Genomic DNA, 11,562 nt, shown 5'->3' on the forward strand with positions numbered 1-11,562 from the left:
GCTCCTACGGTCTGCTCACCCCCCAGACCAGCTCCCACACTCCACTCCTGCCTGTTCGATCGGAGACCACGCACTATGGCCCGGTTCAAGCACTTTGTCGCAGCGTCCGCCGCCCTTGCGACCCTCGGTACCCTCGCCGCGTGCGCACCGGATTCCGGTGCGAAGAACGGCGCCGACGGCGGTGGCGTCTTCACCACGGTCGACGCGAACAACCCGATCACCCCGGGCGCGCCGATGAACCCGTACAGCCCGAACGGGAACACGTTCCTCAGCTACAACTCGATGCGCCTCGGGTTCGAGAAGAAGAACCCGATGGACGCGAACGACGCCTTCCCGGGCCTCGCCAAGAGCTGGGAGACCAAGGGTGACACGCTGGTCGCGCACCTGCAGCCGGACGCCAAGTGGTCCGACGGCAAGCCGGTCACCGTCGAGGACGTCAAGATGTCCATGGCGATCGCGCTCACCCAGGGCACCGCCTCGGTCGGCTCCGGCCAGCTGAGTGAGGGTCTCAACGTCGCCTCCGTGACCTCCGCCGGCGAGCACGACATCGAGTTCAAGCAGGCCGCCGGGACCAACAACGCGAACTTCGCGAAGCAGATCCTGGGCCAGTCCATCGTCCCCAAGTCGGTCTACGGCCACCTCGTGCCGGCCGACATCTGGGACACCATCGCCGCCAGCCAGCAGGTGGACGCGGCCCAGGCGAAGGCCGCCCAGGCCGCCGTCGACAAGCTGAACGAGATCGGCAAGGCCATCGCGGCCTTCGCGCCGAAGAAGGACGTCTCGGCCGGCCCGTTCGTGGTCAAGCGCGTCAACCCCGGCTCGGCCATCCTCGTCCGCAACAAGTACTTCTTCGCCCTCGACAAGATCGCTCCGAGCCAGGTGGTCATCCGCCACTACTCCGGCAACGAGCAGATCTGGGGCTTCATGAAGAACGGTGACCTGGACGCCGCGCCCTTCACCGCCATTCCCACGAACGTCCTGAACCAGATCCTGGGCAAGGGCTACAAGCGCGCCGACGGCACCTCCTACGTCAACGCCTCCATCGCCTTCAACCAGAGCAAGGCACCGTACGACAAGAAGGAGGTGCGCCAGGCCCTGGCGTACATCCTCGACCGCGAGGCCATCACCAAGGTGGGCCAGCCGGTCGGCGGCATGGCCTCCACCGCCCCCGCCGGCATGATCCGCCAGTCGACCGAGCAGTGGCTGGGCGCCGACGCGGTCAGCAAGCTCAACCCGTACGCCCACGACGAGGCGAAGGCCGCCGAGCTGCTGAAGGGCGCCGGCCTGACGCAGAAGGGCGGCAAGTGGTACCTGGCGAACGGCAAGCAGTGGAAGATCACGCTGCAGACCGTCAACGGCTTCAGTGACTGGATCGCCGCCTCCACCGTCGTCGCCAACGAGCTCACCGCCTTCGGCATCGAGACCAAGCCGGCCCTCTCCGCCGACTTCGGCGCCTACCAGACGGACATGGCCGCCGAGAAGTTCGACGTCGGCTGGTGGCTGACCGCCGTCGGCGCCGACCCGCGCCAGAACTTCCAGCGCCTGTACGGCGAGAGCGACGGCTTCGTCGCCAACGGCAACAAGGTCACCCACACCGAGAAGAAGGGTGACGGCAACTGGATGCACGGCGACGAGACCTTCAAGGTCAACGGGCAGACCATCAACCCGGGTCAGCTCACGGCCAGCCTCGCCGGCCTCGGCACCGAGGCCAAGAAGCCGGTCATCACCCAGCTGGTCCAGGCCACCAACCAGGAACTCCCCGTCATCCCGATCTGGGACTACACCAACGTGAAGTTCACCTACGACAAGAACTTCACCAACTGGCCGAAGTCCGGGCAGGACGAGATCCTCGCCAACCAGCCCGGTGTGTGGATGATGCAGGGCTACATCCAGGCCAAGGGCAAGTGATCCAGGCCGGGTGACCCCACCTGGCAACTTCCGTATGGCGCAACACCGCGGGGCGGCAGCCGCACCAGGCCGCCGCCCCGCTCGCGCGCTGATCCACAACAACCCCTACGACAAGGAAGGAGGTGCAGGAACGTGAAGGGACTGGCGCGCACCATCGCGGTCCGGCTGGCCGGCGGCGCGGTCATGGTCTGGATCGTCGCCACGTTTACGTTCTTCCTCGTCCACGCCCTGCCCGGCAAGCCGGGCGACGTGGCGTACGAGAAGTACGTCGCCATGGGAATGAACTCCCAGGAGGCCAAGGCCAAGGCCTCGATCATCTACGGGTACACCTCGCAGGACCCGCTGTTCACGCAGTACACGCACTACATCAGCGACCTGCTCCACGGTCACCTCGGGATCTCGATCTCGTACAGCGGAGTGCCGGTCGCGGATGTCATCGGCGACGCCCTGCCGTGGACCATCATCCCCATCATGAGCGGCCTGCTGATCAGTTTCTGCATCGGTGTCAGCAGTGGTGTGGTCGCGGCGGTGAAGCGGTCGTCCCGCCTGGGCAGCGGGCTGAGCCTGGCCGCCTCGATGATCGCCGGCATCCCGTCGTTCGTGATCGCGATCCTGCTCATCACCGTCTTCTACACCAACCTGGGCGCCTTGCCGTACGGCGGCACCGTCTCCGAGACGCTGCTGGTGGACCCCGGATGGAACGTCGAGTACGTGTCGTCCGTCGCGTACCACGCGATCCTCCCGGTCGCCACGTACGTCCTCATCTCGTACGGCGGCTGGATGCTCAGCATGCGCTCCAGCGTGGTCTCCGTCCTCGGTGACGACTTCATCCTCGCTTCCGAGCTGCGCGGCATCACCCCCAGCACGCGGATGCGCTACATCGGCCGCAACGCGATCCTGCCGCTGTTCACCACGCTCGCCCTCTCGTTCGGCACGTTGTTCGGCGGAGCGATCCTGATCGAGGCCACCTTCAACTACCCCGGCGTCGGGCAGCTGCTGCTGAACAGCATCGGCAAGCGCGACTACCCCCTGATGACCGGTGCCTTCCTGCTGATCACCACCGCGGTGGTGCTTGCGAACATCGTCGCGGACCTCCTCTACTCCGTGATCGACCCCCGAGTGAGGCGCTGACCATGACGACCGCGACGCTCACCAAGCCGCCCCGTCCGGCTGATGCCCCCTCGGCCAGGCGTTCCCACTGGGCCGGAATCTGGCGCGTGCTCACGCGCAAGCCCGGCCGGATCATCGGCCTGTCCATCCTGGTGTTCTTCGTCCTGATGGGCACCTTCGGCCCGATGCTCTACGGCGACCAGCTCGCCATCGACCCGGACGCGATCTATCAGCCGCCGAGCGCAGGGCACTGGCTCGGAACCGACTTCGCCGGTTCCGACGTGCTCCAGGCCACTGTCGTCGGCAGCCGCTATGTGCTGCTCACCTGCTCGCTCGCCGCCCTGTTCGCCTCGACGATCGGTACGGCCGTCGGGCTCCTGGCCGGCTTCCACCGCGGCATGTCCGACTCCGTGCTGATGCGCGTCACCGACTTCGTGCTCACGGTCCCCGGCCTGCCGCTGCTCGTCGTGCTCACCACCATGTGGAAGTTCGACAGCCCGCTGGAGATGGGCTTCGTGCTCGGCATCGTCGGCTGGGGCGGCATCGCCCGCGCCGTCCGCTCCCAGGTGCTGAGCCTGCGCGAGCGCGGCTTCCTGGAGGCCGCACGCGGCCTCGGGCTGCCCAGCCGGCACATCATCGTGCGCGAGCTCCTGCCGAACATCGCGCCGTACGTGGCGATGCACCTGCTCCTGTCGGTCATCGGCTTCGTCGAGGCCCAGGTCGGGCTGTTCTTCCTCGGCATCGTGCCGTTCACCAGCACCAACTGGGGCGTGATGATCAACCAGGCGGTGTTTTCCGGAGGAGCGCTGCAGAGCCCCGAGGCGATCTTCTACCTGCTGGCCCCGCTCACCTGCATCCTGCTCCTGATCATGGGAGTGGTGCTGTTCCTCGACGCGATCGACGAGCTCTTCAACCCGCGACTGAGGGAACGCTGATGACCACGACAACGCAGAAGGCCACGCCCGAGGCCAGGGAGGCCGAGGTCCGCGTACGCGACCTCCGTGTCCACTACCGCATCAACGGTACGGAGTACCCGGCTGTCGCGAACGCCTCCCTCGACCTGCGCCGCGGTGAGATCACCGGCCTGGTGGGGGAGTCCGGATCGGGCAAGTCGACCCTGGCCCTGTCCCTGATGAACGCCGTGCCCGAGCCGGGCCGGATCGCGGGCGGCGCCATCCACGTCGACGGCATCGGTGACGTGACGACGCTCAACGCCAAGGCGATGCGGACGGTACGGGGCGCGGCGCTCGGCTACGTCTTCCAGGCGTCGCAGAACTCCATGAACCCGCTGAAGACCATCGGCAAGCAGATCCTGGACCTGGGCCGTTCGCACGACGTCAAGGATCTCCCGGGCCTGCTCTCCCGCGCCAAGCAGCTCGCCGAGCGGATGGGTCTGGACGGCAACCGCGTTCTGGACTCCTATCAGCACGAGCTGTCCGGCGGCATGCGCCAGCGCCTTGGCATCGTCTTCGCTCTCGTTCTGAACGCCAAGGTCCTCATCCTGGACGAGCCGACCACGGCTCTGGACGTGCTGTCCCAGTCTGCGGTGCTGAAGATCATCCGCCAGGTGCACGACGAGAACAACCTCAGCACGCTCATCGTCACCCACGACATGGGCGTGGTCTCGGAGCTCGCCGACAACCTGGCCGTGATGTACGGCGGGCGGATCGTCGAACACGGCCCGACGCTGGATCTCCTCCGCAACCCGACCCACCCCTACACCAAGGCCCTGATCGGCGCCACGGCACGCATCGTCGGCGACCCGGCCGCAGCCCGGGCCCTGCCGGGCCGTCCGCCGGACCTCACCACCATCCCGCAGACCGGCTGTGTGTTCCGCGAGCGCTGCGTCTTCGCCATGGACGTCTGTGCCGAACAGGATCCGCTGCTCGCCGACTTCAGGCCCGGCCACCGGCGTGCCTGCCACGCCGCCCCCGACGCCGTGACCCCAGCCCCCGCGACGCCCGTCCCCGCGGTCGCCACGGCGGCGGCGGGCGCGGATGCGGCAACCGAGAAGGGAGACGCGTCGTGATCGAGGCGCGCGGTATCACCCGCATCTACCGCACCCGCGGAGCCTTCACCGGCGAACGCACCGTGCACGCCCTGCGTGGGGTGGACTTCACCCTGCCGAAGGGGGGCGCGATCTCCTTCATCGGCGAGTCGGGCTGCGGCAAGACCACGCTCGGCAAGATCCTTACGGGGATCGAGACGTTCGACGGCGGAGAACTCGTCATCGACGGCGTGGAGTTGTCGAAGCTCAGCCCGCGCAAACGCGCCCGGTACTTCCGGCGCATCCAGATGATCCACCAGGACCCGTACTCCGCGCTCAACCCGACCCGGACGATCGAGCAGATCCTCGGGGACCCGCTGCGGATGCGCGCCAAGGAGACCGGCGGCGCGACGTCCCGGGTACGGGAGCGGGCCGCCGAACTCCTCGAACTGGTCGGCCTGGAGCCCGAGGGCGTGCTGCCGAAGTACCCGCACCAGCTCTCCGGCGGCCAGCGGCAGCGCGTGGTCATCGCCCGCGCGCTGACCGTGGACCCCGAGGTGCTGATCGCCGACGAGGCCGTGTCGATGATCGACGTGTCCATGCGGCTGGGCATCCTCGCCCTGCTCCACGACCTGCGCGCCCGGCTCGGCATCTCGCTGGTGTTCATCACCCATGACGTGGCCACCGCGCGGTACGTGGGCGAGGGCGGCGAACTGCACGTCATCTACCGCGGTCAGGTGATCGAGCGGGGCCCCACCGACGAGATCATCCAGGCGCCCGTGCACCCGTACACCCAGTGCCTGCTGTCGGCGATCCCCATCATGCGCGGTCTGGAGGAGCCGGGCCCGGACCGACTGGCGCCGCTGGCGCCGCTGGACGAGAAGGTGGCCACCGACGGCTGCCTGTTCGCGCCCCGCTGCCCCTTCGCCACCGAGCGGTGCAGCACCGACCGGCCCGGTCTCGAATCGGTGGGGGAGTCCGGGCAGCAGCACGCCTGCTTCCACCCCACGGCGAGGCGGGTGGTCGGCGTGGAGATCGAGCCGGCCGCCGTCTGACCCCCTACCCCGGCATCGGGCGGGTCCGCTCCCTCGACGGGGCGGACCCGCCCGCACCCATTTTCAGGAAGGAACCCCGTGAGAGTCCTGGGACTCAGCTCCGGCACCTCGCACGACGCGATCGACGCCGCCGTCGTCGAATTCCGCCTCGACGGCGACACCGTGCACGGCACCCTCGTCCACGCGGCCGCACACCCCTACCCGGCCGCACTGCGTGCCGAGATCCTGGACGCCCTGCCCCCGCGGCCCGTTTCGCTGGCCGGGGTGTGCCGCCTGGACACCCTGATCGGGCAGTCCTTCGCCGACGCCGCGACGGCGACGCTGGCCGAGGCCGGGCCGGTCGACCTGGTGTGCTCGCACGGCCAGACCCTCTACCACTGGGTGGACGACGGGACCGTGCGCGGCACCCTGCAACTCGGCCAGCCCGCCTGGATCGCCGAGCGCCTGGGCGTGCCGGTGGTGTCCGACGTGCGCACCGCGGACGTGGCGGCGGGCGGCCAGGGAGCGCCCCTGGTGTCGCTTCTGGACACGCTGCTGCTCGGTGGACTGCCGGGTCCCGCGGGGGCGTTGAACCTCGGCGGGATCGCCAATCTGACGGCAGTCGGGCAGGGCGCACCGGTCGCGTTCGACACCGGTCCCGCCAATGCCCTGATGGATGCGGCCGCGCTGGCCAGGACCGGCCGTCCGTACGACGAGAACGGCCGGCTCGCCGCCGCCGGCCGGGTGGACCCGGCGCTGCTCGCCGCTCTGCTCGCCGAGCCGTACTACCGGCGCGAACCGCCGAAGAGCACCGGCAAGGAGCTCTTCCACGCCGACTACCTGGCCGGGCACCTGGCCGGACGCCCACCGCTCCAGGCCGAGGACCTCCTGGCCACCCTGGCCGAACTGACCGCGCGCACGGTCGCGGACGCGGTACGGGAGCAGGGCCTGAAGACCCTGGTGGTGTCCGGCGGCGGCGCCGACAACCCGGTGCTGACCGAGCGGATCGGTGCGCTGCTGCCCGGGGTCGAGCTGCTGCGCTCGGACGCGCTGGGCCTGCCCTCGGCCGCCAAGGAAGCGGTGGCCTTCGCGTTGCTGGGCTGGTTCACCGCGCACGGCCTGCCAGGGACGCTGCCCAGCTGCACCGGGGCGACGGGGGCACGGCTGCTGGGCCGGATCACCCCGGGCCACGGGCCGCTGCGGCTGCCGGAACCCCTCGCCGAGGCGCCGGCTGCCGCCCGGTTCAGCTGCTGATACCGGACGTCCGGCCGCCGCCCGGTTCACCTGCCGGCCTCAGCCCTTGCGGCCTTGCGGGTCCGCAGGGTGACCGGCGCGGCGCAGCCGGCACCCGCGCCCCTGAGCGCGCCGAGGCCGGTGGGGCGGACCGGACCGCGACGCTCCCCGGGGCGCGGGAAGCGGATCAGTCCTGCGTCCTGGGCGCTGTGCCGAGTGTGTCCGAAAGATCGACACGGACGCCCATCGCGTGCGTGTACAGCTCCGCCTCGGCGTGCAGCGAGGCGCTCACGCTGGACGCCTGGCGAAAGCCGTGTCCCTCGCCCTCGAAGAGCAGATAGCGGTGCCACAGCCCGCGTGCGGCAACGGCGTCGACGATGCGCTCCGCCTGGTCGGGGCGGCAGATGAAGTCGTCGGCTCCCTGCAGCATCACCAGTGGGCTGGTGATCTGCCCGGCCTTGCGGATCGGCGACACCTGGTCGAACCGCTCCTGGTCCTCTGGCAGCTTCCCGACCAGATACTCCATATAGCGGGACTCGAAGTCATGGGTCTGTCCGTAGATCCAGGACTCCGGGTCACTGATGGGGTAGTACACCGCTCCGCAGCAGAAGGCGTCGGTGGAGGTCAGGGCCGCGAGGGTGGTCCAGCCGCCCGCCGAGCCGCCGCGGATCGCGGTACGTGCCGGGTCGGCGAGTCCGGCGGAGGCCAGATCCCCGGCGACCGTGACCGAGTCCTCGACGTCGGTGACGCCCCAGGTGTGCCGCAGCCGGTCGCGGTAGGCGCGGCCGTAGCCGGTGGAGCCGCCGTAGTCGACGGCGGCGACGGCGAAGCCCCGGCTGCAGAAGAGGGAGAACTCCGAATCGGGCGCTGCGCCGTTGGAACTGGTGGGCCCGCCGTGGACATGGATCAGCAGGGGCGGCGTCGCGTCCGCCGGGCCGGTGCAGTCCGGGCTGGTGGGCGGGTAGTAGACGTACTGCACCTCGCGGCCGTCCGCGCCCTTGGCGACCCGCCGTTCCGGCACTGCCCGCCAGTCGTCGTACGTGGTGTCGCGCTCACCGTTGCAGCGCACCGGAGCGCTGCCGTCGAGCGGCACCCGCAGCACCGCGCGGCCGAGCGTGGGGGAGGCCGCCAGTACCACCGCGGTGTGGTCGTCGGCCCACAGGTCGGAGCCGAACTCCGTCCACTCCGGTGCCAGATCACGCAGCGTGCCGTCTGCCGGGTCCCACAGCGCGAGCCGCTGATCGCCGACGCCGTACCGCAGCACCACTCCTGCCGCGGTGGCCGCGAACCAGCTCGCGCCGACTCGCCACAGGGCGCCCGCGCACTCCCGCTCCATGGGCAGTACGCATGCGGCGTCCCAGTTCCCGTCCGGCGCCGGGGTGATGCGGAAGAGGTTCGCCCAGCCCTCAGGGTCGGCCATCGCGTACAGGGTGCCGTCGGGCGCCCATGCGGCCTGCGATACGGACACCGCGCCGCCGCCCAGCACCCGCACCGGCTCGCCGGCGACTCCGTCGGTCAGCGCCGCGACCATGAGGTCGGTGGTCTCCCACGGCATCTGCGGGTGGTCCCAGCCGAGCCAGGCCAGGTGCTGCCCGTCCGGGCTGATCCTCGGGGTGGAAAGGAAGTGATGGGAGCGGCCTACCACGCGCAGCCGGTCCGGCGCGGTGGCGGCGGAGCCGTCGAGCGGCACGGCGACGATGTCGCGGCGGGTCCGCGGGGCCGGATCCTCGTCCGGCTGCCGGGCTGCCTGCGTGACCTCGCGGACCAGCCAGACCTCGGTGCCGCCGGGCGCGAACACCGGGTCCGCCCAGCAGGTTTCGTACTCGGGCGGGTCGGCGGGGGTCAGCGGTACCGGGGCTCCGGCACCGCCTGCTCCCAGCGGGGCCGCAGTGACCGAGTACAGCCGCTGGTCGCGATGGTCGGAGTGGACCAGCAGGTGCGGGGCCCCGTCCGAGCCGGTCCGGACCGCGTACGGGCGGCCGCCGTAGCCCAGCGAACGGTTGCGCACGCTGACACCCTCCGGCAGCACCGGCTCGGGAGCGTGCCCGGGGCCGGTGCGCATCAGCCGTACGGTGGCGGTCGCCGGGTCGTTGGAGCACCACCAGGTCTCCTCGCCGACGCCGGACGGCCAGCTCGTGGACCCGGAACCGGCCGCGACCGAATCGGCGGTCAGCGGTGAGGGCCACTCACCGTGGGGGAGTATGCGCGGGTCGCTCATCGGGAATCTCCTCACAGGTCTATGCCGGCGCCGGCGCCGTCGCGCAGCAGCAGGTCGGCAGAGGTCTCACGACGCACCATGAGGCGCGCCTGTCCGTCGCGGACGGCGACCACGGCAGGGCGCGGCTGGAAGTTGTAGTTGCTGGCCATGACGTGGTGGTACGCGCCGGTTGCGGGCACCGCCAGCAAGTCGCCGACGGCCAGGTCGTCGGGGAGGGCGATGTCGGGTACGACGATGTCGCCGCTCTCGCAGTGCCTGCCGACGACGAGGGAATGCACCGGCCGGCCGGTCAGCCTGCGGTTGGCGGTCCAGGCGGTGTACGTGGCCTGGTAGAGCGCGGGGCGCAGAGCGTCGCTCATGCCGCCGTCGACGGAGACGAAGCGGCGCTTGAGGCCCTGCTTGACCACACCGACTTCATAGAGCGTGACGCCGGCGGTGCCGATCAGCGAACGGCCCGGCTCGACCGCCAGCCGAACGGATCCCGGGTCGATCTCCTCGGCGACGCCGGCCCGCAGTGCGGCCACGAAGTCGGCGGGCGCCAGCCGTTGCACGCCGGGCACATAGGCGATGCCGGCCCCGCCGCCGAGATCCAGCTCGTCGATGCGGATGCCGTGCCGCTCCGAGAGCATGCGGACGAACGCGGCCACCCGCGAGGCCGCCTGTCGGATGCCCGACGGGTCGAGGATCTGCGAGCCCAGGTGGGAGTGGATGCCGGCCAGTCGCAGGGAGGGGATGCCGCTGACGGCGAGTACCGCCTGTTCGGCGAAGCCACCGTTGACCGGGAAGCCGAACTTCACATCGTCGCTGCCGGTGGCCATGTAGTCGTGGGTGTCGGCGGCAACGCCCGGCGCGATGCGCAGATACACGTCCTGGACGTGGCCGGCGTCCGCCGCGAATCCGGCGAGCCGGTCGATTTCCTCGGCGCAGTCGACGACGATGACCCCGACGCGGTGGCCCACGGCCGCACGGAGTTCGGCGGGAAGCTTGTTGTTGCCGTGCAGCACGATGTGCGCGGGGTCGAAGCCCGCGGCGACGGCGAGCTCGAGCTCGCCGAGGCTGCACACATCCAGGTGCAGCTGCTCCTCACCGACCCAGCGGACCATCTCCGGGCAGAGGAATGCCTTGGACGCGTAGTGCACGCGGTCCGCGCCGGACTCCCGCCACTGGCGGGCCCGCTCGCGGAAGTCGGCCTCGTCCACGACGTAGAGCGGGGTGCCGCAAGCCTGGGCGAGACCGGACATGGGCACGGAGCCTATGTGCAGTTCACCGCCCACGTCCTTGGCCGTGAGCGGCCAGACTTCGGGGGCTTCGTCCGGGCCCGCGGCGCGGGTCGGGGCGGCGTCGGGTGCGTTGTCGGCGGGTGGAACCACCTGCGTCACTCCTTCGTGAGGACGACGAGCAGGAGCAAGTCGTCGCTGGGCTGCGTGATGTGATGTTCTTCGGATGCGGCGAAGTGACAGGCGTCGCCCGGCTTCAGCACGCGCGCGGTGTCCGAGACGCGAAGCCGGCACTCTCCGGCCAGCACCACCACGAGTTCCTCGCCGGCGTGCTGGACCGGCCGCGCGTGATCGCCCGGTTCGCCCCTGATCAGGCGTGACTGGAGCGTGGTCGCGCCATGGGCCGTCAGGTTCCAGATTCCTTCACTTCCCGGCATTGAGGTCAGACCAGGAAGTGTCGTGAAACGTGCCGGAAACGGGTTGTTGTCCGTTATGTCGCCACGTTCGGCGCCGAGCAGTTCGTGCAGTTCGAGGCCGAGCACTCCGGCGAGTTGCGCCAGGCTGCGGACGGTCGGGTTCGCCGACCCGGATTCGATCTGCGAGACATACGCGGGTGAGAGGCCGGCCCCGGCCGCGGTGGCGGCCAGGGTCAGCTCTGCCGTCCTGCGCGCCGACGCAACGGTCTTGGCCAGTTGGGCGGTTGCCCGATCGGCGGCGGACGCCTCGGCCGGTGAACCGATGGCCGGCGGGGTGGGGGCTGGAGCATCCCTTGACTCAGGCATGCAGTGACAGTAATACTCGCGCCACCTTAGATCAATGTATCCGCCACCAGGTGATACTCAGGGAAGAAATCGC

Annotated in this window: 9 protein-coding genes; 6 read left to right on the plus strand and 3 right to left on the minus strand. The window is 70.2% G+C overall.

What is annotated here, in order from left to right; all coding sequences use genetic code 11:
• Positions 1–75 precede the first annotated feature (75 nt).
• The 6 genes from OG878_RS34845 (at position 76) to OG878_RS34870 (ending at position 7,293) form a co-directional block, all read left to right on the plus strand.
• Entirely contained in the window at positions 76–1,908 is a 1,833-nt protein-coding gene (locus tag OG878_RS34845) for an ABC transporter substrate-binding protein (protein ID WP_328890452.1), read from the plus strand.
• Positions 1,909–2,040: 132 nt separating this feature from the next.
• Positions 2,041–3,039, plus strand: coding sequence for an ABC transporter permease (locus OG878_RS34850; protein ID WP_328890453.1), 999 nt, complete (start codon positions 2,041–2,043; stop codon positions 3,037–3,039).
• Positions 3,040–3,041: 2 nt separating this feature from the next.
• On the plus strand, positions 3,042–3,953 hold the full coding sequence (locus OG878_RS34855) for an ABC transporter permease (RefSeq protein WP_328890454.1): 912 nt from the start codon (positions 3,042–3,044) through the stop codon (positions 3,951–3,953).
• Positions 3,953–5,047 carry an ABC transporter ATP-binding protein gene (locus OG878_RS34860; protein ID WP_328890455.1) on the plus strand — a complete coding sequence of 365 codons (1,095 nt, stop codon included), beginning with the start codon at positions 3,953–3,955 and terminating at the stop codon, positions 5,045–5,047. The genes OG878_RS34855 and OG878_RS34860 overlap by 1 nt, the downstream gene beginning before the upstream one ends.
• Positions 5,044–6,060 (plus strand): ABC transporter ATP-binding protein, encoded by a 1,017-nt coding sequence (locus OG878_RS34865; RefSeq protein WP_328890456.1) that lies wholly within the window; start codon positions 5,044–5,046, stop codon positions 6,058–6,060. Before OG878_RS34860 ends, OG878_RS34865 begins: the two co-directional genes overlap by 4 nt.
• A 78-nt stretch (positions 6,061–6,138) precedes the next feature.
• Entirely contained in the window at positions 6,139–7,293 is a 1,155-nt protein-coding gene (locus OG878_RS34870; RefSeq protein WP_328890457.1) for an anhydro-N-acetylmuramic acid kinase, read from the plus strand.
• A 166-nt stretch (positions 7,294–7,459) separates the two neighbouring features.
• Here OG878_RS34870 and OG878_RS34875 read toward each other — a convergent pair whose 3' ends face one another.
• The 3 genes from OG878_RS34875 to OG878_RS34885 are packed head-to-tail and all read right to left on the minus strand — an operon-like array spanning position 7,460 to position 11,489.
• Complete coding sequence (locus tag OG878_RS34875) at positions 7,460–9,490, minus strand: S9 family peptidase (RefSeq protein ID WP_328890458.1); 2,031 nt, start codon at positions 9,488–9,490, stop codon at positions 7,460–7,462.
• A gap of 11 nt (positions 9,491–9,501) precedes the next feature.
• Entirely contained in the window at positions 9,502–10,935 is a 1,434-nt protein-coding gene (gene lysA, locus OG878_RS34880) for a diaminopimelate decarboxylase (protein WP_443049283.1), read from the minus strand.
• Positions 10,866–11,489, minus strand: a complete 624-nt coding sequence (locus tag OG878_RS34885) for a cupin domain-containing protein (protein ID WP_328890460.1) — start codon at positions 11,487–11,489, stop codon at positions 10,866–10,868. Before OG878_RS34885 ends, lysA begins: the two co-directional genes overlap by 70 nt.
• Between the last annotated feature and the right edge of the window lie 73 nt (positions 11,490–11,562).

Source organism: Streptomyces sp. NBC_00316 (assembly GCF_036158715.1).
GTDB lineage: Bacteria > Actinomycetota > Actinomycetes > Streptomycetales > Streptomycetaceae > Streptomyces.

Excerpts from the sequence above, each read along its gene's own strand:
- OG878_RS34845 (WP_328890452.1), top strand. The coding sequence starts at position 76 with ATGGCCCGGTTCAAGCACTTTGTCGCAGCGTCCGCCGCCCTTGCGACC.
- OG878_RS34855 (WP_328890454.1), top strand. The coding sequence starts at position 3,042 with ATGACGACCGCGACGCTCACCAAGCCGCCCCGTCCGGCTGATGCCCCC.
- OG878_RS34860 (WP_328890455.1), top strand. The coding sequence starts at position 3,953 with ATGACCACGACAACGCAGAAGGCCACGCCCGAGGCCAGGGAGGCCGAG.
- OG878_RS34875 (WP_328890458.1), bottom strand. The coding sequence starts at position 9,490 with ATGAGCGACCCGCGCATACTCCCCCACGGTGAGTGGCCCTCACCGCTG.
- OG878_RS34885 (WP_328890460.1), bottom strand. The coding sequence starts at position 11,489 with ATGCCTGAGTCAAGGGATGCTCCAGCCCCCACCCCGCCGGCCATCGGT.